The organism is Metabacillus sp. KUDC1714, assembly GCF_014217835.1.
Classification (GTDB): Bacteria; Bacillota; Bacilli; order Bacillales; family Bacillaceae; genus Metabacillus; species Metabacillus rhizosphaerae.
Genome location: NZ_CP055263.1, coordinates 3,829,296 through 3,853,012 on the forward strand (window position 1 = coordinate 3,829,296; position 23,717 = coordinate 3,853,012).

The 23,717-nt window shown below is 35.2% G+C and carries 18 protein-coding genes and 1 other RNA gene; 18 read left to right on the forward strand and 1 reads right to left on the reverse strand.

Going from position 1 to position 23,717, the window contains the following annotated elements; all coding sequences use genetic code 11:
* Positions 1-19 precede the first annotated feature (19 nt).
* From HUW50_RS17585 to HUW50_RS17630, 10 genes are all read left to right on the forward strand, one after another.
* Complete coding sequence (locus HUW50_RS17585; protein WP_185653073.1) at positions 20-1,243, forward strand: sn-glycerol-1-phosphate dehydrogenase; 1,224 nt, start codon at positions 20-22, stop codon at positions 1,241-1,243.
* Positions 1,236-1,943 (forward strand): HAD family hydrolase, encoded by a 708-nt coding sequence (locus tag HUW50_RS17590; protein WP_066331328.1) that lies wholly within the window; start codon positions 1,236-1,238, stop codon positions 1,941-1,943. Before HUW50_RS17585 ends, HUW50_RS17590 begins: the two co-directional genes overlap by 8 nt.
* 438 nt (positions 1,944-2,381) lie before the next feature.
* Positions 2,382-3,713: an ABC transporter substrate-binding protein gene (locus HUW50_RS17595; protein WP_066331669.1), complete on the forward strand. Its 1,332-nt coding sequence runs from the start codon at positions 2,382-2,384 to the stop codon at positions 3,711-3,713.
* Positions 3,714-3,841: 128 nt separating this feature from the next.
* Positions 3,842-4,732: a carbohydrate ABC transporter permease gene (locus HUW50_RS17600; protein ID WP_185653074.1), complete on the forward strand. Its 891-nt coding sequence runs from the start codon at positions 3,842-3,844 to the stop codon at positions 4,730-4,732.
* A 36-nt stretch (positions 4,733-4,768) separates the two neighbouring features.
* The gene (locus HUW50_RS17605; RefSeq protein WP_066331323.1) at positions 4,769-5,656 is read left to right on the forward strand and encodes a carbohydrate ABC transporter permease; all 888 of its coding nucleotides are present in this window, start codon (positions 4,769-4,771) and stop codon (positions 5,654-5,656) included.
* 275 nt (positions 5,657-5,931) lie between these two features.
* A complete protein-coding gene (locus HUW50_RS17610) occupies positions 5,932-6,909 on the forward strand; it encodes a glycoside hydrolase family 43 protein (protein ID WP_066331321.1) in 978 nt (325 codons plus the stop codon).
* Between the two features lie 69 nt (positions 6,910-6,978).
* The gene (locus HUW50_RS17615) at positions 6,979-8,463 is read left to right on the forward strand and encodes an arabinan endo-1,5-alpha-L-arabinosidase (protein WP_083964592.1); all 1,485 of its coding nucleotides are present in this window, start codon (positions 6,979-6,981) and stop codon (positions 8,461-8,463) included.
* A 793-nt stretch (positions 8,464-9,256) separates the two neighbouring features.
* On the forward strand, positions 9,257-10,876 hold the full coding sequence (locus tag HUW50_RS17620; RefSeq protein ID WP_185653075.1) for an extracellular solute-binding protein: 1,620 nt from the start codon (positions 9,257-9,259) through the stop codon (positions 10,874-10,876).
* Positions 10,877-10,988: 112 nt separating this feature from the next.
* Positions 10,989-11,957 (forward strand): ABC transporter permease, encoded by a 969-nt coding sequence (locus HUW50_RS17625; RefSeq protein WP_083964591.1) that lies wholly within the window; start codon positions 10,989-10,991, stop codon positions 11,955-11,957.
* A gap of 66 nt (positions 11,958-12,023) precedes the next feature.
* The gene (locus tag HUW50_RS17630; RefSeq protein ID WP_185653076.1) at positions 12,024-12,917 is read left to right on the forward strand and encodes a carbohydrate ABC transporter permease; all 894 of its coding nucleotides are present in this window, start codon (positions 12,024-12,026) and stop codon (positions 12,915-12,917) included.
* Positions 12,918-13,174: 257 nt separating this feature from the next.
* On the opposite strand, the gene HUW50_RS17635 is transcribed toward HUW50_RS17630, so the two are convergent.
* Positions 13,175-13,807: a YesL family protein gene (locus tag HUW50_RS17635; protein WP_066331315.1), complete on the reverse strand. Its 633-nt coding sequence runs from the start codon at positions 13,805-13,807 to the stop codon at positions 13,175-13,177.
* 488 nt (positions 13,808-14,295) lie between these two features.
* Between HUW50_RS17635 and HUW50_RS17640 the strand changes: the two genes are divergently transcribed.
* The 8 genes from HUW50_RS17640 to ssrS all read left to right on the forward strand — a co-directional run bounded on the left by HUW50_RS17640 (position 14,296) and on the right by ssrS (position 23,696).
* Positions 14,296-15,585 carry a glycoside hydrolase family 27 protein gene (locus HUW50_RS17640; protein ID WP_066331313.1) on the forward strand — a complete coding sequence of 430 codons (1,290 nt, stop codon included), beginning with the start codon at positions 14,296-14,298 and terminating at the stop codon, positions 15,583-15,585.
* Between the two features lie 336 nt (positions 15,586-15,921).
* Positions 15,922-17,241 (forward strand): arabinan endo-1,5-alpha-L-arabinosidase, encoded by a 1,320-nt coding sequence (locus HUW50_RS17645; protein ID WP_066331311.1) that lies wholly within the window; start codon positions 15,922-15,924, stop codon positions 17,239-17,241.
* Positions 17,242-17,560: 319 nt separating this feature from the next.
* The gene (gene araB, locus HUW50_RS17650) at positions 17,561-19,255 is read left to right on the forward strand and encodes a ribulokinase (protein WP_066331309.1); all 1,695 of its coding nucleotides are present in this window, start codon (positions 17,561-17,563) and stop codon (positions 19,253-19,255) included.
* Positions 19,256-19,336: 81 nt separating this feature from the next.
* Complete coding sequence (gene araD, locus HUW50_RS17655) at positions 19,337-20,050, forward strand: L-ribulose-5-phosphate 4-epimerase (protein ID WP_185653077.1); 714 nt, start codon at positions 19,337-19,339, stop codon at positions 20,048-20,050.
* A gap of 25 nt (positions 20,051-20,075) precedes the next feature.
* Positions 20,076-21,563, forward strand: coding sequence for an L-arabinose isomerase (araA, locus tag HUW50_RS17660; protein WP_066331304.1), 1,488 nt, complete (start codon positions 20,076-20,078; stop codon positions 21,561-21,563).
* A gap of 110 nt (positions 21,564-21,673) precedes the next feature.
* Positions 21,674-23,161 carry an alpha-N-arabinofuranosidase gene (locus tag HUW50_RS17665; protein WP_066331302.1) on the forward strand — a complete coding sequence of 496 codons (1,488 nt, stop codon included), beginning with the start codon at positions 21,674-21,676 and terminating at the stop codon, positions 23,159-23,161.
* Between the two features lie 23 nt (positions 23,162-23,184).
* Entirely contained in the window at positions 23,185-23,442 is a 258-nt protein-coding gene (locus tag HUW50_RS17670; protein WP_066331300.1) for a DUF6171 family protein, read from the forward strand.
* Between the two features lie 66 nt (positions 23,443-23,508).
* A non-coding RNA gene (gene ssrS, locus HUW50_RS17675) (6S RNA) lies at positions 23,509-23,696 on the forward strand.
* Positions 23,697-23,717: the final 21 nt, after the last annotated feature.

Below are 23,717 nucleotides of genomic sequence, written 5' to 3' on the forward strand. Positions count from 1 at the left end.
TCGAATAGGGGGAAATAATATGATCGCTTTAAACGAACTTTCGAACCTGTCCAAAGCATGTACGTGTGGTAACCAGCATTATGAGATTACGATTGATAAAATTGTTATTAGCCATGAAGCGTTAAAGCAAGCTGTCTCTTATACAATAGACCAATCGTTTCAAAACATTGCTATTATTGCTGATCAGACAACATTTAAAGTAGCAGGAGAGAGATTGGCAAACCTGTATAAGGAAGCAAATGTAAACCATGAAGTAGTCATCATTGAAGCAAATGAAATAAATGATGTGATCGCGGATGAAGTTTCTTTAATTGAGGCAATGCTAGGAATCTCTCAGAATACAGATGTTGTCATTGCGGTAGGATCAGGAACAATACATGATATTGCTAGATTTGCAAGCTTTAAAATGGGGAAGCCTTTTATATCAGTCCCAACCGCTCCATCTGTAGATGGTTTTAATTCAATGGGGGCACCTGTTGTGATAAAAGGGGTAAAAACTACATATCAAATGCAATCTCCAATTGCGTTATTTGCTGATATTTCCATTTTACAAGAGGCTCCGAAGGAAATGATAGCTGCAGGCTTTGGTGATATGATCGGCAAATATACATCACTAGCAGACTGGAAGTTTTCGCATCTTATTGCAGGTGAGTCCTATTGTCCTCTTTCTGCACAGCTAACAGAGGAAGCGTTAGAGGAATGTGTAAAGCAAGTTGATAAAATTTCCGAAGCCGACGAAGAAGGAATTAAGATCCTAATCGAAGCACTTATACAATCTGGAATGGCGATGCTTTTAGTAGGTCATTCTTCTCCAGCTTCTGGTGGAGAACATCATTTATCCCATTATTGGGAAATGGAGTTCCTTAAACAGGGAAAAGCACAAGTACTTCATGGAGCAAAGGTTGGCGTTTCAGCACAACTTATTTTAGATTTATATAAAAAAGAGGTCCTTCAGCTAGTATCTTCTACAAAGCGTTTAGAAGAGTTAGATGTTAATACTGAGGATAAACTTGATAATGTCATAGCAAGACAGAAAGAAGTTGTTGAAGTATTAAACTCATTACCTGACGCAAGCATATTAGCAAATTTATTACAAAAATTAGAAGGTATTGTACGTCCAACTGAACTTGGAATTAGTACTGAACTTGTACGAAACAGTTTGCATGAGGCACACCTTCTTAGAAATCGCTATACAATGCTTAAATTTTGGAATGAGCACGTCGGGATTCATCAATATGCATAGCTTAAGAGAAACTGAGGCAGTTTTTTTTGATCTTGACGATACATTATATGATCAATTAACTCCTTTTCAATTGGCATTAGAGCATTGTCGTATCGATTTAGCAAACACTAAAGTAGAGGATGTATTCAAAAAGGTACGATATTTCAGTGATGTTCTTTGGAAAGTACATATAAGGGGAGAAATTAGTCTTGATCTCCTAAGGATCGAGAGGATCAGATGCGCTTTTAACGATTTCGGTCTTTCGTTATCAAATCAACGAGCAAGTGAAGTACAGGAACGCTATGAATTTGAGCAACAGCAAATAAACCCCTTTCCCGAAGTGCTTACAATAATAAAGGATTTACAATCAAGGAAATTAATTGTTGGTGTCTTAACGAATGGCCCTGTTCAGCACCAAATGAATAAAATCAAATCACTTCAAATTGATCAAATTATTCCACCAGAAAGGATTTTTATCTCTGATGGAATCGGTATAGCAAAGCCTGATAAAAGGGTGTTTGAGTACGTTCAAAGACAGATAAACATAGAGTCAAATAAATGCTGTTATATTGGTGACACTTGGGAAAATGATGTTGTGCCACCAATTGAAGCAGGTTGGACTAGTATTTGGTTTAATCATCGAAAAAGGAAACCTCAATCCAACCATATTCCGCTTGAGACCATTATGAGTTATGATAACTTTATGCTTAAGTTACCTTAATCAATTCTTTTAAAGAGCTTTACCGTACAGGGATTATCAGGGGTAATAAATGAGTAATATACGTAAAGGTCAGATTTCCATTGAGAAAACTGGCCTTTTTATTTGCTTAATTTTATTTAACTAAGATAAAACTATAATTCACTCTTACTTTAACTTTACCGGTAACCATTAGAAAATAAGGAAAAATAAAACATAATTTCAATAAATGTACGTACATATAAAATGGTTTCGGATTTAACATGTACTACTTTTCTTAAAAAATGATTGACATGTACGAACAGGTATAATACTATTATCATAGAGAAGCGCTTACATGACGAAACATTAAATAAAGGTAGTTTTGTCGAATAAACAACAATTGTTAAGTAAGTAGCCCTTCTATCAAACAGTTTTGGGGGGATTAAATTGTTTAAAAAGTCAAAAAAGAAACTTAGCAGAATGATGTTAATGGCTATGTTGGTTGTAGTTATTACTGGTGCACTAAGTGCATGTAGCAGTGGTAGTTCAGGTGGTAGCGAAGATGGGAATGTTAATCTTACATTTATGTTTAGTGGACAACCTCAAGAACAAACAGCTTACAAAAATGTTGTGAAAAAATTTGAAGAGGCACATCCAGATGTGAAAGTAAAAACAGTTGTAACAGCTGGTGATCAATATGATACTAAATTACAGGCAGCAATTGCTGGGAAAAGTGTTCCGGATGTATTCTTCTATAATCCTGGTAATCTAAAAGCGTATGTTAATTCAGGTGTTTTAATGGATATTACTGATTTAGTTGAAAATGCTGAAGGTGCTGACTTAACAAAAATTTGGGAATCAGGTGTTAATAAATACCGATATGACGGCGAAGTTGCTGGACAAGGTGCGATTTACGGTTTACCAAAAGATTTAGGGCCTTTCGCATTTGGTTATAACAAGACTATGTTTGAAGAAGCTGGTATTCCATTACCAGATCCAGACAAGCCTTATACTTTAGAAGAATTTTTAGAAGTAAATAAACAGTTAACGAAGGATAAAGATGGCGACGGCAAACTAGATCAATGGGGAACAGGACTTAATGTTAACTGGTCATTACAACCATTTGTTTGGAGTAATGGTGCAGATTGGTTAGATGAAACACATACAAAAGTTACGGTTGATGATCCAAAATTTATTGAGGCGTTACAATACTTTGCTGATTTGCAAAACGTTCATAAAGTAACTCCTTCCATTGCAGAAGGTCAAACACTTGATACGTACCAAAGATGGATGCAAGGTCAAATTGGTTTCTTCCCAGTTGGTCCTTGGGATATGGGAGCTTACAAAGATTTAAAATTTGAATATGATTTATTACCATGGCCAGTTGGTTCTACAGGTGAAACACAAGCTTGGATTGGTTCATTAGGTATTGGTGTATCTAGTAAAACGAAACATGCGGAACTTGCAGCAGAACTTGCCTTATATTTATCATCTGATGAAGAGGGACAACAAGCATTAGTTGATCAACAAGTTCAATTACCTAATAATACGGATGTTGCAGAAAAATGGGCTGCAGATACATCAATCAAACCAGCAAATAAACAAGAATTCTTAGATATCATTGGTGAACATGGTCGCGATTTACCGACAAACTTTACGTATACTGGCGAGTGGTATGATGAATTCTTTAAAAATATCCAACCAGTTATAGATGGTAAGAAGACTGCTGAGGAATATGTAAAAGAAGCACAACCTAAAATGCAAGAATTATTAGATAAAGCAATTAAGCAAGAAGAGCAAGCAAAGAAATAAGACTAAAATAAATCAGACAATTCCAAGTGGTGCTAGAGAAATAGGCTAGCACCCTATTAACTTAATAAACTCTCTAATGGTAGATTAAGGTTTATCATGTAACCTTTTAAGAGAAATGGGGAGAAAAGATGAAAACTACTTCTAAGCTTTATCAAAGCGAAAGACGAAATGCTTACTTATTTGTCGCTGCACCTGTCATAGGATTTTTAATATTTACATTAGCTCCAACGCTATACTCTCTTTATGGGTCATTTACAAACTGGAATGGTTTAGGGCAAATGAATTTTATCGGTATACAAAACTATATCGACTTATTAACAGATGAATCTTTCCATAAAACAATGTATAACACATTGTTTATGATGTTAGGCATTCCGATTGGATTAGTATTGGCACTTTTGCTTGCGCTAGGGTTAAATAGAGCGATCATTGGAACCCAAGTATTTAGAGTCCTTTACTATGTTCCTGTAATCTCATCTTTAGCTGCGATATCGATTCTATGGCAGTGGGCTTACAATGGAGATTATGGATTAGTTAACCAGTTTTTAGGAATCTTTGGTATAGACGGTCCAAGCTGGTTAATGAATAAGGATACAGTAAAACCTGCGTTAATCCTTATGACGGTTTGGAAGGGCTTAGGATATAGCATGCTTTTATATTTAGCAGCTCTGCAAAGTGTACCGAAAACATACTACGAAGCAGCAAGGCTAGATGGAGCAAATGCTTTTCAAGTCTTCAAAAATATTACATTGCCAATGGTTAAACCAGTTACATTTTTCATCGTTGTAACATCGATAATTGGTGGTGCGCAAATCTTTACAGAAATCAATGTCATGACACCAACAGGTGGTCCGGAATATTCATCAGCAACTGTTGTATTTTATATTTGGCAGAAGGCTTTTGGAAACTTTGAAATGGGTTATGGTTCTGCAATGGCTGTCGTACTAGGTCTTTTTATTTTTGCATTCACTTACATTCAATTTAAAGTGAATGAAAAGTCATCATATGATCTTGATTAATTTTTGTTATGCTCAGCTTAGAAAGGAGTGGAAGTAATGGAGGTTGTTTTAGAAAAAAAAGCAGAGACTAAGGTGAAATATAGATCAGAAAAGCAAAACAAGAAAATAACAAATATCATTATTTTCATCTTATTATCAATCGGGGCTATTTTTATGGTGGCACCACTTTTGTGGATGGTTTCTACATCCTTTAAAGATATTCAAGAAGTGTATGCACTTCCTCCTATATGGATTCCTGAGTCATTTGATTTTATTAAATACAAGGAAATCTGGGAAAAGGGTCCACTATTAAACGGGATTTTTAATAGTTTAATCGTCGCAGTTTCCGTAACAGTTATTGGAACATTTACTTCTGCTTTAGCAGCATTTGCTTTTGGGAAAATGAATTTCCCATATAAAAATCAATTGTTCCTATTATTATTAACGGCAATGATGATTCCATATCCAGTTGTGATGATTCCACAATTTATGATTTTCTCACAAATTGGTTGGGTTGATACGTTATTACCATTAATTGTTCCTGGCTTGTTTGGAAACATTATCATGATTTTCTTCCTAAGACAATATTTATCGAGTGTTCCAAACTCAATTATTGAAGCAGCGAAAATCGATGGTTGTTCTTACTTTAAAATATTCTATAAAATTATCTTTCCGTTAGTTAGACCAGCAGTTGCTGCACAGTTAATTTTATGGTTTATGGCTATTTGGAATGATTATCTTGGGCCGATTTTATACTTGAATTCTCCTGAGAAACAAACATTACAACTTGTTATCGCAAATTTTAACTCAACTTATGCGATTCAAAGTGATTATCCATTAATCATGGCTGCATCTGTAGTATCTTTGCTACCAATGTTAATTGTATTTATTATCTTCCAGAAGCAGATTATCGAATCTGTTGCAATCTCAGGGGTTAAGGGATAAAGGTATAAACAATGTAGTTATACGTACTACTTTCAACTCTGTAAATTTAGAATGAATAGTCGGAATATTAAACAAACTAAAAGTCAGTGGCGGTGTTAACGGGTAAACTAGCTAGCCTAATCTGCTTATAAAGCTAGACTAGATTAGGCTAGCTAGTTTACCAACTCCTGCCACTTTTTCTTTGTTGAAAGTAATCACTGATATGATTTGATTCGCCGGAAGGAACCATAAATAACAAGTAAGAAAAATAAAACTATTTTTTGAGGAGTGTCATTATGACTGAATTTAATGTAAATAATCCACTTATTGAACAACGTGCAGATCCTTGGATTTATAAGCATACTGATGGATATTATTATTTTACTGCTTCTGTTCCTGAATATGATAGAATCGAGCTTCGTCGAGCATCAACTATCCAAGGTTTAACAGATGCTGATGCAAAAACGATTTGGGTGAGGCATGAAACAGGTTTAATGAGTGCAAATATATGGGCACCTGAAATTCATTTTATTGATGGAAAATGGTACGTCTATTTTGCAGCGGCAAGAACATCTGAAACAAAAGACGGATTATTTGATCACCGTATGTTTGTGCTTGAAAATTCATCCGCTAATCCTTTAGAGGGGGACTGGATTGAAAAAGGCCAAGTGAAAACGAAATGGGAATCATTTGCTTTAGATGCAACAACCTTTGAGCATAAAGGGATTAGATATTACGTTTGGGCACAGAAGGATCCAGAAATAGTAGGGAATTCCAACCTGTATATCGCTGAAATGGAAAATCCATGGACACTTAAAGGTGAGCAAGTATGTATTACAACACCAGAATATGAGTGGGAAAAGATCGGCTTTTTAGTGAATGAGGGTGCAGCTGTTTTAAAGCGTAATGGGAGAATTTTCATTTCATTTTCAGCAAGTGCAACTGACTTCAATTATTGTATGGGACTCTTAACTGCTGATGAAGACAGTAATTTATTAGATCCGAGATCCTGGAATAAATCCACTGACCCTGTATTTACAACGAATGAGGAAACAGGTCAATATGGACCAGGTCATAACAGTTTCACTGTATCTGAAGATGGGTCACAAGATATTATTGTTTATCATGCACGTAATTACAAAGAAATTGAGGGTGATCCATTGTATGATCCTAACCGACATACACGTGTTCAAGCCATTGTATGGAACGAAGATGGAACACCTAATTTTGGCGTACCGGTTCCAGATACGAAACCTGTTTTAAATAGTAAATAATCATTTTAAGGCTGATTAGTGATTGTCAGCCTTTTTTTTAACATTAAAAATAGTTTAAGGGTGGGGACTTTGTTAAATAAAAAAATAATGATATTGCTTTCTTCAATTATACTCTTACTTCTTTCAGCTTTTGCAATAATGTTCTATTTTAACAACGATCAAAAGCCAAAGACACTTCAGGCATCACAATATCCTTCTCCTCCTGCAGAAACACCGATTGAAAAAGTTACTACTGAAATCATTCATGATGAATCAAAATGGACAACAAATAATACCCATGATGCTGAAATCATAAAGGTTGATGATTGGTATTACACCTTTTCAACCGATTATAAAGTAGCTGGTACACCTCTGCCAGGTATTCAAATCAGAAAATCCAAGGATATGATTAATTGGACGTTTGTGGGACGAGTGTTTGATAACGTGACAGCAGAAGCTAAAATTTGGACAAATGGTGGATCTACCTACTGGGCCCCAGATGTAGTAGAAATCAATGGTATCTTTTATTTATACTACTCAGTTTCTGAACTAGGTACAAGAAACTCTTATATTGGATTAGCGACAAGTACATCGATTGAAGGGCCATGGGATAATCAAGGATCTGTTATTAAGACAAAAGAAGGCGATACGTTCACCGTTAATGCCATCGATCCTGGAATTATCATCGATAAGGACGGTAGGTCTTGGATGGCTTATGGTTCTTATTTTGGTGGAATTTTTATAACAGAGCTCGATAAAGCGACAGGTAAGCTGAAAAATACTGATGAAGAAGGAACACTCATCGCACAAAGACAAAATAATGATTATGCGATTGAAGGACCAGCAATTATGTATAATCCAGATACAGACATGTATTATTTAACTGTTTCTTATGGTTGGCTTGAAGATACATATAATGTTAGAGTAGCAAGATCTGAAAGTATACAAGGGCCATATTTAGATTATAACGGTAAAAATATGATTGATATCTCAGATGGATCTTTTGACACTGGAACTAAACTTGTCAGTTCATATGCTTTTAATAATGACAGTGGTTGGTTAGGAACAGGTCATAACGGATTGCTGCAAGAAGGTGATGACTACTATTTAACACATAATGCTAGAGTTGGGGAGGATCTATATTGGTCACATCTCCACGTTAGAGAAATTATCTGGACGGAGGATGGTTGGCCTGTTGTCTCACCTGAGCGTTATGCTGGAAAAATGAAAAAACCTATTGAATCAATAAAGACAGAGAATATTGTAGGGCAATGGGAGCAAATTGTCTTAAGTAGGATTGATGATAGTAAGGCTACTTCTACCACTCTTCATCTATATGAAAATGGAAAAATTGATGATGAAAATGGAGAAGATTATTGGGAATTAAAAGGTGATTCTTTAAAGCTCTATTGGTATGAACCAGGTGGTGCACCAAACGATTATTGGATTGACACAGTAACTGTTTTACCACAATGGGATTGGGAAAATTGGCAACCAACTCTTGTATTTACTGGATTAAGTCAAGATGGGACCGCGGTATGGGGTAAACAACTACCTTTAGAGGATAAAGAGTAAGTTTGTCATGCTTTAAAGCATATGATTCTATGCTTATTTATCAGTCCTTTAAAAATAAATGAAGTACATATGTACTAGTAAAAAGAGACTCTTGAATTGTATATGCCATATAAAAAACCTCAAGTCCGATTGAGGTTTTTTATATGGCATTAAGGTTAGCTGAATGCGTTAATTATATAATACAGGTTTTAGCTTGAAAGTCCCAGTCTGTTAACATATACGGATAAGTTGATTTCATTTATCAGAAAAATAAAAAAATAATTATTGAAAAAAGCAAAGTAATTATTTACAATAAACTTATACGGATGAATTGAGGCGGATGTTACCTTTTATAATATACATTCGTACAACATCTGATACGAGTTAAAAAATAGTAATATTATCTATTAGTTTAGTAGCAAGACTAACTACTTAATACAAACTATATTAATAAATAGCTAGTTTGTAAGCGTTAACAAGAGTGGAGTGTGCTAATGTTAATTTTTTAAGTTGTTAGTACAATATATTGATTAACTATTTTGAAGGAGGGGAGCATAATAAACTGGTTATTACATTCCTTTTAATGCTGTTCATGAATTAAATAGAACATCAACATCAAATGAACTCCCAAAAAGCAATATTGATTTAATCATCTCGTCAACGATTTGATTCACTTATTCTTTAAGTCTTCTTTAAAACCTACATCTATCAAATTTCACCATGGACTCAACAAAAATAAAAAATATGATGAACGATCACAGGTAATTTTTTGTCTGAAGTTATATTTGAAAAAGTAAAGTAGGGGGAAATTACAATGAAAAAGAAAAAGTTATTATCATTGTTATTAACAACTTGTCTAGCTACAACTACATTGGTGGCATGTAGCGATAAGACAAGTAAGGAACCAGAGAAAACAGAAGATGGAAGAGTAGTATTAACTGGACTTATTACTAAACACCCGCTAACAAAAGATGTTAACAAAATGGAATGGTTAGAAGAAGCAGAGAAACGTGCAGGTGTAGACATAAAATGGGAAGAGGTATCTGCAGACTGGGATCAGAAAAAAGGTGCAATGCTTGCTGGTGGTGATATTCCAGATATAATCGTTGGACCTAACGCTATTACAGATGCAGACTTTTCGAAATTCAAAGGATTGTTTGAAGATTTAACACCATTAATCGAGGAGCATGCACCAAATGTTCAGAAAATGTTTGATGAAAAGTCTGAATTAAAAGTCATTTCAACACAGTTGAATGGCGAAATTTACGGTTTACCTAAATATCAAAGGTATTGGCCTAATACTGGAACAAGACAATTTATCAATCAACAATGGTTAGACAATTTAGGTTTAAAACAACCAACAAATTGGGATGAATTATACGAAGTTTTGAAAGCGTTTAAAGAAGAGGATGCAAATGGTAATGGTGATCCAAATGATGAGATTCCAATGGACTTTGCTCCTGTAGGCACAGGTGGATTTGGTTTCTTCCAACCAACTGTTCTATTGGGTAGTACAGGTATGACGATCGTTGGTGGCGGTGGCCAAGGCTATTTCGCTGAAGATGGTGAAGTGAAAAACTTCTTTGTAGATGATCGTTATAAACAAGTTGTTACATTTTTGAACAAGCTTTATAAAGAGAAATTAATAAGTGCTGAGGCATTTACTCAGGATTATACGAAATATCAATCAGTTGCTCGTGGTGAAGGAGAAACTGCAACAGTTGGATATACGTATGGTTGGGAACTTACAGATAGATTTGGTAATGAATTAGCACCACAATATGCCTCAATTGCTCCATTAAAAGTAGATGCAAGCTCAACAGTACAGCCATCATGGACCTACGATTATAATGTATTAAACTATGGAGTTAATATGGTTCAAATGTCATCAAAAACGAAAAACAAAGATGCAGCAATGAAGTTTATTAATGAATTGTATGATCCAAAGGTAAGTATGCAGGTACTATTTGGTTCACTAGGAACGAATATCAAAGATAATGGAGACGATACATACACTGTACTTCCTCCAGAAGATGAAAAAATGGATCCAGGTACATGGAAATGGACATCTACATGGGCAGATAATGGTCCGTTGTATATTTCAGATTCATTAAAATTGACATTAGGTACTGATATGCAATCAGTTGGTAAGCAAACAGAGGCCCTTCAGAGTGCACTTGATGCGGTTGATACTGAAAATGATGTATTACCTGATACATTCTTAAAGTATACGGAAGAAGATAATAATGCAATGAGTCTAGTCAATACAGAATTAATGAATCTAGCAATGGCTAACTTCTCTAAATGGGTAACAAAAGGTGGGATTGATAAAGAGTGGGATGCCTACGTTGAAAAAATGAATCAAATTGGACTTCCAGGAAACCTAGAAATCACTCAAAAATACTATGATGATTACAAATCTAAGATGGAATAAACTGAAATAATAAGTTAATGCAATCAACATAATGTTTAATAAAAATTTGGAAGATGCTATACCGTTTTTTTTATCTGGTATAGCATCTTCTAAAAATAAAGGAGAATTTTTTATGCCCTTTATAAACTCTCAAACCAATAAAGCGGATAACATTCCTATCATTCCTTTGCAAAAAAAGAAGACAATTTTTAATACGTTTAAACGTGATTATCAATTATGGTTATTAATTCTTCCTGCAATTGTTTGTGTGATTATATTTAACTACATTCCGATGTACGGAATTCAATTAGCCTTTCGTGAATATGACTTTACTGCTGGACTTACTGGTGGAGAATGGGTAGGGCTAAAATACTTCGAACAATTTATTAATAGTCATATGTTTATAGACTTATTGAAAAACACAGTTGTGCTAAGTTTAACAACGATTCTTATAGGTTTTCCAGCTCCAATAATACTGGCTTTGTTAATTAACCAAATTAGATGGAAGCGAGGAAAAAAAATCCTCCAAACAACAGTCTATTTACCACACTTTATTTCAATCGTGGTATTGGTTGGGTTGTTAAATGTACTTTTATCACCAAATACTGGTATTCTCGGTCTCTTAGTCAATAAATTAGGTTTTGAGGATTTAAATTTATTAGCGTCTACAAAATCATTTGTACCGGTTTACGTGTTATCTGATGTATGGCAGCATGTTGGGTGGAATAGTATTATTTATTTGGCAGCGCTCTCTAGCGTTGATCCACAATTATATGACGCTGCAAAAATTGATGGGGCGAATAGGTGGCAAATTATTCGGAATGTAGAAATCCCAGCGATTATTCCTACAATTATTATCCTTCTCATTCTCAATATGGGTCATATCATCAGTACAGGATTCGAAAAGATATTTTTAATGCAAAATTCATTAAACCTTCCAGTTTCAGAAGTAATTGAAACGTATGTTTATAAAATCGGTATTATTTCGAATCAGTTTAGCTATGCGGCAGCTATTGGTTTATTTAATACACTAATTAATTTCACTTTATTGCTATTAATGAATTATATTGCAAAAAGAACTTCAAAAATTAGTCTTTGGTAATCGGATATCGGTTACTAAATGCTGTTATTATGAGATGTTCATTATACTTTGCAAGGAGGGAAGGTCATGGGCTTTTTAAAAACGAAAAATAAGTCAGAATTGATTTTCGATATTATTATCTACACAGTATGTGCTTTGGTATTCTTAGTCATTGCCTATCCTTTGTATTTTGTCATTATTGCATCTGTTAGTGATTCAACTCTTGTTTCCACAGGGAAAGTGTTATTATTCCCAAAAGGTTTTAGTCTCTTTGGATATCAAGAGATTTTTCAGGATTCAAGAATATGGATCGGATATAGAAATACAATGATCTACGCATTAGGTGGTACGTTTGTAAATCTATTATTCACATTACCAGCAGCATATGCACTATCAAGACAAGAGTTTAGAGCAAGACGTCCTTTAATGTTTTTCTTTGTATTCACCATGTTTTTTAATGGTGGTTTAATACCTACGTATTTATTAATGAAAGATTTATCGATGATCGATACAATGTGGGTCTTTATCTTTAACCCAGTTACAGTAAATGTATTTAACCTTATTATTACAAGAACGTTTTTTGAAAGTACAATTCCAAATGAAATGTATGAAGCTGCCATTATGGATGGCTGTAATCACTTTAAATTTTTCACAAAAATAGTTTTGCCTTTGTCTAAAGCGGTAATATCAGTAATTGGACTTTATTACTTAGTTTGGCATTGGAACGATTTCTTTACTGGTTTGATTTATATTAGAGATTATAGTTTACAACCATTACAAATCGTGTTGAGAGATATCCTTATTTCAAATCAAGTATTCGCTGAAGGTGCAGGTAGTACCGGAAGTGGTTATGCACAAAGATATGCAGATCAAGTCAAATATGGGGTTATCATTGTTTCAACATTACCGATTTTAGTCGTGTACCCATTTTTACAGAAATATTTTGAGAAGGGCGTTATGATCGGATCTGTTAAGGGATAAAGAAATAGAATGATGTAGTTTTTAATTGTATTGTTATCTTCTATCAAAGCAGGATCAAATAGCCATCAATCGTTAAATTAATGGCTATTTGATGTTTTCACTTTTTAATAGTATAAAAGCTATTTAATTTGCCTTTAAAAGATTAATAAGACTTCTAAAAAGAAAAACGCAATTGGAATCTGATAGTAAATTCCAATTGCGTTTTCTATGTTAATTATCAAGCAAAACTACACATCTTTATTAAACGATAAATTATTTTAATCACGATTGAGGCTAGGGGAAGCTGCGTTAATTTCTGGGAAAGAGCCAGAAGATACTTTCATAATAATGAGACTGGTTAAACTTACCCCGAAAACAGGGATCAATCCAGGTACTTGAATTAATAGCACGATCATAATACCTAATATTATGATCATAAGTAAGGATTGTAATGGTCTACCTATCGATAAGATAAAGGCATATTTGATATAATCTCTAGTTTTAAGATTGAAATGAACAAAAATAGGAAATACATGTAACAAAGTTAATAGATAAAGTAGTCCTATAATATAAGTAATAATAGTTATGAGTAAGTTGAAAAAGTTGGTATCTAATTGCTGTAATACTCTTAAATCGATATACAAAAGAACTCCTACAATTAAAAATATATACCCAATAATATTTGCTTTGATAAACTCGACTTTAAATGTTTTCCAGAATAATTTAAGTATAGATACGTTTTCTGTTGACATTATTAACTTTCTCATTACAGCAAATAAAGCTACTGTGGCCGGAAAAATTCCAAGTACAAAAAGCCCTAATAAAGAAAAGAAAAGCCATAAAATATTTAATAAAAATAAATTAAAGGCCCATTCCCCAATACGAATATACCAACTTGTTACACTTTTCATATCTACTAGTCCTCCGATATTTTTTTGTAAACGCTATTAAATTGAATATTATTAGTAAAAATTAAAGTGATTTCATCAAGTTACTTCAAAATGAAGTATAAGGCAAGAATACACTAATTTTTTGAATTCGTAAATGAATTTCCTTCATAAATATAAAAACTTGTCATTATAACTTTTCTATTAATTCATTAGTAGAGACGTATAAATATATGTTAAGTTTGAATTTCTAGATACAATCTTGACAAACAAAAAGAATTTCCTTAATCTAAATGTACGTACAAATAATATTAGTGCAAAACACTATTTGTTCAACTGATTGGATTCAAGGTTCCAACATTGAATAACACACAATTTTGAAAGCGTTTTATCTTTTTGGGCAGCGAATAGATTGGAAGATTTAAACTTTAAGTATAGTCTTTCATGGAAAGAACCTATCAAACTAAATGAAAGCTTTTTACAACCTATTTAACTGAAGGGAAGGGAAAAACATGAAACATCATCAATATGCTTTAACGCCTCCAATGGGGTGGAATAGTTGGGATTGCTATGGAGCAACAGTAAGAGAAGATGAAGTAAAAGGCAACGCAGATTATATGGCAACAAATTTGAAAAAATATGGTTGGGAATATGTTGTTGTTGATATTCAATGGTCAGAACCAGGGGCAATTTCTTCGGCATACCGTCCCTTTGTTCCATTGGAGATGGATGAATACTCAAGATTAATTCCGGCTGTAAATCGGTTTCCTTCAGCAAAGGATGGAAAAGGTTTTAAACCATTAGCTGATTATATACATGGGCTTGGCTTAAAATTTGGAATTCATATTATGAGAGGAGTTCCTCGTCAAGCAGTCCATCAAAATACAAAAATACTCGGAACAGAAGTAACAGCAAGGGACATTGCTAAACCTAATTCGATATGTCCATGGAATACAGATATGTATGGTGTAGATTGTTCAAAAAAAGGCGCTCAAGAATACTATGATTCTATATTCAAACTTTATGCAGAGTGGGAAGTGGATTTTGTTAAGGTTGATGATATAGCAGATTCAAAGCTTTACGGCGCACATACAGATGAAATTAAAATGATTCGGAAAGCCATTGATTGTTGTGGTCGCCCAATGGTGTTAAGCCTTTCACCAGGACCTGCACCACTAGAACAAGCAAGTTTATTAGAAGAAAATGCAAATATGTGGCGAATGACCGATGATTTTTGGGATCTTTGGGAATTGCTTTATAACATGTTTGATCGTTGTTATAAATGGAGTAAAAATATAGGACCGGGTTATTGGCCAGATGCAGACATGCTGCCATTAGGGCATATAGGAATTCGATCGGTTGATGGAGGAGCGAGTGATCGTTACACAAGATTTACGAGGGATGAGCAGGTAACGATGATGACGTTATGGTCAATCTTTCGTTCACCATTGATGTTTGGTGGTGAACTAAGAGATAACGATGAGTGGACATTATCGCTATTAACAAATGAAGAAGTACTAGATATGCATAAAAATAGCCATAGTGCTCGCCAAGTGTATAGGCAAGATGACAAAGTTGTATGGACAGCAAAAGGAGATGAAGAAAACCTCTACGTTGCATTATTTAATATTGGAAATGAAAAACAGAAGGTTACTGTTAATTTGAATCAATTAGACTTGCCTTCATCAAAGCAAGTGCATTTAAGGGATTTATGGAAGTGTAAGCATCTAGGTTCGGTAAGTAATGAAATAAGCTATGAGCTATCACCACACTCTGCTAAACTTCTAAAAATATCTCTTTAGATTTGTAATAATGTAGTCAATTTTCTTGACTATTTGGATCTGTAAAAGCTCGGCACTATGTTGATTGGATCGAAAGTATGCAGCGGAAATCAACAATCAAATTTAAAAGAACCAATTATTTAGTTAGCACTACTAATTTTTCTCTAATAATTTTCTACTATTTCATGAGTCGATAAGTGATTAAGCTTGTCGACTTATTGAATTAGTAATAATAAATAAAAAAAGTAACCCTTAAGAAAGTATATATTTTAATGATGGAAAAAAATTCTGTAATGCTCTTCAAACGCAAGACTGAATAGAAAATGAGATTACTATCGAATGAGAAGGAGTATTGAGATGATTTATCCAAAAGAACCAATTAAATATAACTTGTATGATGAAGAGATAGCCAATCAAGAAGAACGATGGACGATTCATAATGTACATGATCCAGCTCTCATTAAAGATGGAGATACTTACTATGTCTTTTCGACAGATGCCAAGGTTGGTGGTGAACCTACAGGTGGTATCCAAATTAGAAAATCGAAGGATTTAATTGAATGGCAATGGGTAGGACATGCTTTTGAGGAAATCCCAGAGGAAGCATTTGCCTGGACGGGTGCAAAAGGATTGTGGGCACCAGATGTAGCAAAATACGGTGATACCTACTATTTGTACTATGCAGCCTCACAATTTGGCAGAAATCAATCGTTTATTGGGGTAGCTACAAGCAAGCATATTGAAGGACCTTGGACAGATCAGGGCGAGGTTTTCAAAACAGAACATGGTATAGACACACCGAATGCGATCGATCCGAATATTACCTTTGACGAAGAAGGGACACCTTGGATGGTTTACGGTTCTTTTTTTGGAGGGATTTATCTTTCTAAAATTGACCCAACAACGGGAAAGTTAGTTGAACCAGACGAGGGGGAATTAATTGCTAGGCGACCACATAGTGTTGAAGCAGCAGTAGAAGGTCCATATATCGTCTTCCATCCAGAGTTGAAAAAATACTATTTATTTGTTTCTTATGATTCACTTTTTAGAGACTATAATATTCGCGTCGCACGGGCTGATCGAATTGAGGGTCCATATCTCGATTTTAACGGGAATGTGATGACAAATCTAGAAATCCATCCAAATGAAACAGGTATAAAAGTACTTGGTGGTTATAAGTTTGGTCAAACAGAAGGATGGATCGGACCAGGCCATAATTCTGTATTGAAAGATGGAGAGCAATATTTCATATGCCATCATGCAAGAGGTGAGAGAACGGAAAAACATCACGCTTTACATATAAGAAAAATTGTTTGGACGGAAGACGGGTGGCCGCTTGTATCACCTGAGCGTTATGCAGGAGAACAAGAGCGGGCTATCGATCAGGAGGCTGTTGCAGGAAAGTGGGAAGTTATTTTATTAGATAAGCATGAAAATAATCAAGTCTCGTCCAGTTCCTTTGAATTACTTGCAAATGGAAAAATTGCTAATGATGAAAAAGGATATTGGAGGCATCTAAACAATAATCTATACGAGTTTTTTATTAGTCATTATAAACTCAAAAGAGACGTGATTATTTTACCGGCATGGGATTGGAGCAACTGGAATCCAACTCTTGTTTTTACAGGTAAGGATGAAAGCGGACAAGTAATGATCGGTAAAAGGATAGATAAGTAAATAAAAATATTAATAGTAAAGCTTTTTGTTAACTTGTAAGGATGAGTTTGTGTGTAAAATCATAATAAAAGTACAAATTTGGTGAAAATATAAAAGAATTGTTAAATTTGTATTGAAATTATTTAGATAAGTGCTAAAATTAGTTTAAGGTTATACGTATAAGTTGAGTTTTTAGAGGGAAGTTTAGTATATGTAAGCGTAATTATAATAAAAAATATACGTTTTTTGTCAAAACTTGTACGTATGATGTAAACATGAACTTGTTAATCTTATAATTTTAAAATTAATTGTTTAATAGAAAGAGGCTGGGGGGATACAAATGGCTAAATATTCGATTGGTGTTGATTATGGTACACAATCCGGAAGAGCAGTACTGGTTGAAATAGGTACTGGTAAAGAAATTGCAACTGCGGTGAAACCGTATACACATGGAGTAATGGATGAATTTTTACCGAATGGCAAAACAAAGCTTGAAAACGACTGGGCCCTGCAACATCCAACTGATTATATAGAAGTGTTGGAGACAACAATTCCAGATGTTCTAAATCAAGCAAAAATTTCTGCTGATGATGTGATTGGAATTGGAATTGATTTTACAGCATGTACAGTTTTACCAATTAACACGTATGGAACACCTTTATGTTTGACAGAAGAATTTAAGGATCACCCACATAGTTTTGTAAAGCTGTGGAAACATCATGCAGCACAAGATGAAGCAAATCGTTTAAATGAAATCGCTGAAGCAAGAGGCGAAAAATTCCTGCAAAGATATGGTGGGAAAATTTCCTCTGAGTGGTTAGTACCAAAGCTTTGGCAGATTTTAAATGAAGCACCTGAAATATATGCAGCAACAGATCAATTCGTTGAGGCTACTGATTGGGTTATTTATCAATTAACTGGTGATTTGAAAAGAAATAGCTGTACAGCTGGATATAAAGCAATCTGGCATAAGCAAGACGGATATCCATCTCAAGAATTCTTTAAAGCACTTGATGATCGTTTAGAAAATGTAATTGAAGAAAAATTAGCTAGTGAGATTGTTCCGATTGGATCGAAAGCAGGAGAGCTTACAGAACAAGCGGCAAAATTAATCGGTCTTAATCCAGGAACAGCAGTTGCCATTGCAAACGTTGATGCACATGTTGCTGTACCAGCTGTTGGGATCACTGAGCCTGGTAAACTATTAATGATTATGGGAACAAGTACATGTCATATTTTACTAGGTGATGAGGAGAAGGTTGTTCCGGGTATGTGTGGAGTTGTTGAAGATGGCGTAATTCCTGGGTTAATGGGCTATGAAGCAGGTCAGTCCTGTGTAGGGGATCACTTTGAATGGTTTACTGAAAATTGTGTTCCTGCAAGCTATTATGAGGAAGCCGAAGCAAAGGGCGTTAACATTCACGTGTTATTAACGGAAAAAGCAGCTCAGCTTCAAGTAGGTGAAAGCGGTTTAATTGCATTAGACTGGTGGAATGGTAACCGTTCAACACTGGTTGATGCCGATTTAACAGGTGTTTTATTAGGGGCAACCTTGCTTACAAAGCCTGAAGAAATCTATCGCGCTCTTATCGAAGCTACTGCATATGGAACACGTACAATTGTTGAAGCTTTTAGAAATAGCGGTGTTCCAATAAATGAAGTATATGCATGTGGTGGTATTGCTGAGAAAAATGCACTAATGATGCAAATTTACTCTGACGTATTAAAAATGGACATTAAAATATCTGCATCATCTCAAACACCAGCATTGGGATCAGCAATGTTTGGAGCTGTTGCTGCTGGGAAAGAGCGCGGTGGATATGATGATATAAAAGACGCTGCAAAAGAAATGGCTAGATTAAAAGACGATATTTATCAACCAAAACAACAAAATGCGCAAATTTATGATCAGTTGTTTACGGAATACGCACGTCTGTACGATTACTTTGGCCGTGGTGAAAACAACGTAATGAAGAACTTGAAAAAAATCAAGAAAGCAAGCGTATCTCAAGCTAAAACTGAAATTACACAATAATCAAAAAATAAATCAAACCAATTTGTGGTGGACTAGTTTACCCAGCTGCTCCACCCTTCTAAAAAGAGGGGAGAGATTAAGATGCTTGAAGCTTTAAAACAACAAGTACTTGAAGCAAATTTACTTTTACCTAAGTATCAAATGGTAACGTTTACGTGGGGAAATGTAAGTGGCATTGATCGTGAAAAAGGTCTTGTCGTCATAAAACCGAGTGGTATTCCTTACGATGAGCTTAAAGTAGAAGATTTGGTAGTTGTGAATCAAGAAGGAGAAATTGTCGATGGTGACATGCGTCCTTCTTCAGATACTGCAACACATCTAGCACTCTATAAAGCATTTCCTACAATTGGTGGAGTTGTTCATACACATTCACCTTGGGCAACAAGTTGGGCACAGGCAGGCCGCTCCATTCCAGCGTTAGGAACAACACATGCAGATTATTATTATGGAGAAATCCCTTGTACAAGAACATTAACAAAGGATGAAATTACACGTGCATATGAGCTAGAAACAGGAAATGTCATTATTGAAACCTTTGAAACAGGTGGAATTGACCCAGTAGCGATGCCGGGTGTATTAGTTTCAGGACATGCACCATTTTGTTGGGGAAAAGATGCTATGCAAGCGGTGCACAATGCTGTTGTGTTAGAGGAAGTAGCAAAAATGGCCTTACACACATATCAATTGAATCCTGGAATTGATCCAATTGATCAATTCTTACTAGATAAGCATTATCTACGCAAGCATGGTGCAAATGCGTATTATGGTCAAAAAGATTCAAAAGTAAATCAATAATCCAATCGACTAGGGGGAAATGAACATGTTAACAGTTAAACCATATGAATTCTGGTTTGTAACAGGAAGTCAAGACTTATACGGAGAGGAAACTATCAGAGAAGTAGAGGCAAATTCAAGAGTTATTACAGAGGCGCTTGATCGTGACCCTTCGGTTACATATAAACTTGTATTTAAATCAGTATTAAAAGAAGCAGATTCAATCCGTAGATTATGTTTACAAGCAAATACAGATGAGAATTGTGCTGGCATTATCACATGGATGCATACATTCTCTCCTGCAAAAATGTGGATCGCTGGACTTACAGCTCTTCAAAAACCAATGCTACATCTTCATACTCAATTTAATCGTGATATCCCTTGGGATAGCATTGATATGGATTTCATGAACACAAACCAATCTGCACATGGTGACCGTGAATTTGGTTTTATGGGCAGCAGACTGAATGTTAAAAGAAAAGTTGTTGTTGGTCATTGGGAAAACAGTGATGTAAGAAGCAAAATCGGTAGCTGGATGCGCACTTCTGTTGCATTTTCTGAAGGTCAACACCTAAAAGTTGCACGCTTCGGGGATAACATGCGCAATGTGGCTGTAACTGAAGGCGATAAAGTTGAAGCACAAATTAAACTTGGCTGGACAGTTGATGGCTTTGGGATCGGTGATCTAGTTCAACGAATGAATGATGTAACGGAACATGAAGTAGATCAGCTAATGGTAGATTATGAAAGAGAATACGACATTGTACCTGAAGGATTGGTTGAAGGATCTGCTGTTCGTGAATCCATTCGTTACCAAGCAAGAATTGAGTTAGGAATGAAAGCATTTTTAGAGGAAGGAAATTATACAGCATTCACAACTACCTTTGAAGACTTGCATGGTATGAAGCAATTACCAGGACTTGCTGTTCAACGCTTAATGGCACAAGGATATGGATTTGCCGGAGAAGGCGACTGGAAAACAGCTGCATTGCTTCGTACATTGAAAATCGTTGCAGATAATGAAGACACGTCATTCATGGAAGATTACACATATCACTTTGAACCAGGTAATGAGCTTGTATTAGGTTCACATATGCTTGAAGTTTGTCCAACCATTTCAGCTACAAAACCGAAAATTGCCGTATATCCATTAGGAATTGGTGGGAAAGAAGACCCAGCTCGCATGATCTTTGATGGGAAAACTGGTGCAGCATTAAACGCATCAATTATTGATTTAGGACATCGTTTCCGTCTAGTTGTCAATGAAGTTGATGCTGTGCAACCTGAAATTGAATTGCCAAACCTACCAGTTGCAAGAGTCCTTTGGTCTCCACAACCATCACTAAGTGAAGGTACTGAGAATTGGATTATCGCTGGTGGTGCACACCATACTGTATTCTCTTATAAAGTAACAACGGAACAATTAAGAGATTGGGCTGAACTTGTTGGAATTGAATGTGTACTAATAAATAATGATACAAATAAACATGCATTTAAAAATGAATTACGCTGGAACGATGTTATTTTTAAATAATTAGAACAGAAAAAGTGTAACGAGATTGACTTTCATTCTTCAATTAATTATCCAATCTCGTTGCTTTCTTTACTTTCATAACATTATAAAAGAAAGATGAGGTCTAATAGATGAAAAATTCAATCGTTATTAATGCAGATGTAGAAAAAGGAACGATAAACCGTAATATATATGGTCATTTTGCAGAACATTTAGGTCGGTGTATTTATGAAGGGATTTGGGTTGGAGAAGATTCACCGATTCCAAATACTAAAGGAATACGAAATGATGTTTTGGAAGCACTAAAACAAATTAACATTCCAGTGCTTCGTTGGCCTGGTGGCTGTTTTGCCGATGAATATCACTGGAAGGATGGAATCGGTCCTAGAAGTGAACGTAAACGTATGGTTAACACTCACTGGGGTGGTGTGGTTGAAAATAACCATTTTGGAACACATGAATTCATGCTGTTATGTGAATTGCTAGATTGTGAACCATATATTTGTGGAAACGTAGGTAGTGGTACTGTTCAAGAAATGTCTGAATGGGTAGAGTATATGACATTCGATGGTGAATCTCCAATGGCAAACTGGCGTGGAGAAAATGGTAGACAAGAGCCTTGGAATGTAAAATATTTTGGTGTAGGTAATGAGAACTGGGGTTGTGGTGGGAATATGCGCCCTGAGTATTACGCTGACCTTTACCGCCGTTATCAAACATATGTAAGAAACTATGGTGATAATAAAATCTATAAAATTGCTGGTGGAGCAAATGTAGATGATTATAATTGGACAGAGGTATTAATGCGGGAAGCTGGTCGTCTAATGGATGGCTTAAGCCTGCACTATTATACAATTCCAGGTGAATTCTGGACAGGAAAGGGCTCCGCAACTAACTTCCCTGAAGATGAATGGTTCATTACGATGCAAAAAGCACTTCATATGGACGAATTAATTACGAAACACGGTACAATCATGGATAAATATGATCCAGAAAAACGTGTTGGGATGATTATCGATGAATGGGGAACATGGTTTGATGTTGAACAAGGAACAAATCCAGGATTCCTTTATCAGCAAAATACCATTCGTGATGCATTAGTTGCTGCAGTTCACTTCCATATCTTCCAAAAGCATAGTGATCGCGTCCAAATGACAAATATTGCGCAAACTGTAAACGTTCTACAAGCAATGGTGTTAACTGAAGGGGATAAAATGATTCTGACACCGACCTATCATGTGTTCGATATGTACAAGGTTCATCAGGATGCAACACTTCTATCAGTTGACGCTACAGTTGGTAGCTATAAATACAATGACCAGGAAGTGCCACAAGTAACGGTTTCAGCATCTAAAGATAAAGATGGAAAAGTAAATATTAGCTTATGTAATATCGATCACAAGGAATCTGCATCATTATCAATTCAGCTTCGTGGAATTGCTGAGCAAATTTCAAGCCTAACAGGTACAATCCTTACAGCTGATACGATTGATGCTCACAATACATTCGAGCAACCAGAAGTGGTTATACCAACTGAGTTTACTCAAGCTTCAATTGAAAATGACCAATTAGATGTTACTTTACCGCCAATGTCAGTAGTTTTGTTAACAATTGGATAATCAATAAAGGAAGAGTTGATCTGATGGCTACCAATGTTTGTAAAAGTTGTACAAGAAACGTCATCATAAAAAAACAAGAAATTGATCAAATCCTTTCAAAAAGCAAGGTACATGAAAGCCAAATGGTTTCAAATGAATTGTTTGAACAAAGAATGACTTTATGTAAGTCTTGTCCATCTTTAATTTATGGTACAACATGCACGCATAGTGGATGCCTTGTAGAATACAGAGCGAAGTTTTCAATTAAGAGATGTCCAAATCCAAGTGGATCTAGATGGTAAAAAGGCAAATTAGCTATTTGATAAAAATACTCTTGCATTCATCTAGCAAATCTAGTATTATAACAATACAAGCTGCGCTGTTCGCATTTTTTATAAAGTTTTAACCTTTAAGCTGATATAGGGAGTTTTATATTGAAGTCGGAATATCAAGCCTTCATTGCGTAGAGGAAGATATGAAACCTTCTGCAAACACCCACTTTTAGGAGTGGTGGTTTAAAACTCTATAATGTTGATGCGGCAATCGCGGCACCTTATTTTACCAATCAATCCGGTTT

Coding starts and splice junctions, on each gene's coding strand:
- HUW50_RS17590 (WP_066331328.1), top strand. CDS start 1,236: ATGCATAGCTTAAGAGAAACTGAGGCAGTTTTTTTTGATCTTGACGAT.
- HUW50_RS17640 (WP_066331313.1), top strand. CDS start 14,296: ATGAAACATCATCAATATGCTTTAACGCCTCCAATGGGGTGGAATAGT.
- araB (WP_066331309.1), top strand. CDS start 17,561: ATGGCTAAATATTCGATTGGTGTTGATTATGGTACACAATCCGGAAGA.
- HUW50_RS17595 (WP_066331669.1), top strand. CDS start 2,382: ATGATGTTAATGGCTATGTTGGTTGTAGTTATTACTGGTGCACTAAGT.
- HUW50_RS17625 (WP_083964591.1), top strand. CDS start 10,989: ATGCCCTTTATAAACTCTCAAACCAATAAAGCGGATAACATTCCTATC.
- araD (WP_185653077.1), top strand. CDS start 19,337: ATGCTTGAAGCTTTAAAACAACAAGTACTTGAAGCAAATTTACTTTTA.
- HUW50_RS17605 (WP_066331323.1), top strand. CDS start 4,769: ATGGAGGTTGTTTTAGAAAAAAAAGCAGAGACTAAGGTGAAATATAGA.
- HUW50_RS17585 (WP_185653073.1), top strand. CDS start 20: ATGATCGCTTTAAACGAACTTTCGAACCTGTCCAAAGCATGTACGTGT.
- HUW50_RS17600 (WP_185653074.1), top strand. CDS start 3,842: ATGAAAACTACTTCTAAGCTTTATCAAAGCGAAAGACGAAATGCTTAC.
- HUW50_RS17635 (WP_066331315.1), bottom strand. CDS start 13,807: ATGAAAAGTGTAACAAGTTGGTATATTCGTATTGGGGAATGGGCCTTT.
- HUW50_RS17630 (WP_185653076.1), top strand. CDS start 12,024: ATGGGCTTTTTAAAAACGAAAAATAAGTCAGAATTGATTTTCGATATT.
- HUW50_RS17665 (WP_066331302.1), top strand. CDS start 21,674: ATGAAAAATTCAATCGTTATTAATGCAGATGTAGAAAAAGGAACGATA.
- HUW50_RS17620 (WP_185653075.1), top strand. CDS start 9,257: ATGAAAAAGAAAAAGTTATTATCATTGTTATTAACAACTTGTCTAGCT.
- HUW50_RS17645 (WP_066331311.1), top strand. CDS start 15,922: ATGATTTATCCAAAAGAACCAATTAAATATAACTTGTATGATGAAGAG.
- HUW50_RS17670 (WP_066331300.1), top strand. CDS start 23,185: ATGGCTACCAATGTTTGTAAAAGTTGTACAAGAAACGTCATCATAAAA.
- HUW50_RS17610 (WP_066331321.1), top strand. CDS start 5,932: ATGACTGAATTTAATGTAAATAATCCACTTATTGAACAACGTGCAGAT.
- araA (WP_066331304.1), top strand. CDS start 20,076: ATGTTAACAGTTAAACCATATGAATTCTGGTTTGTAACAGGAAGTCAA.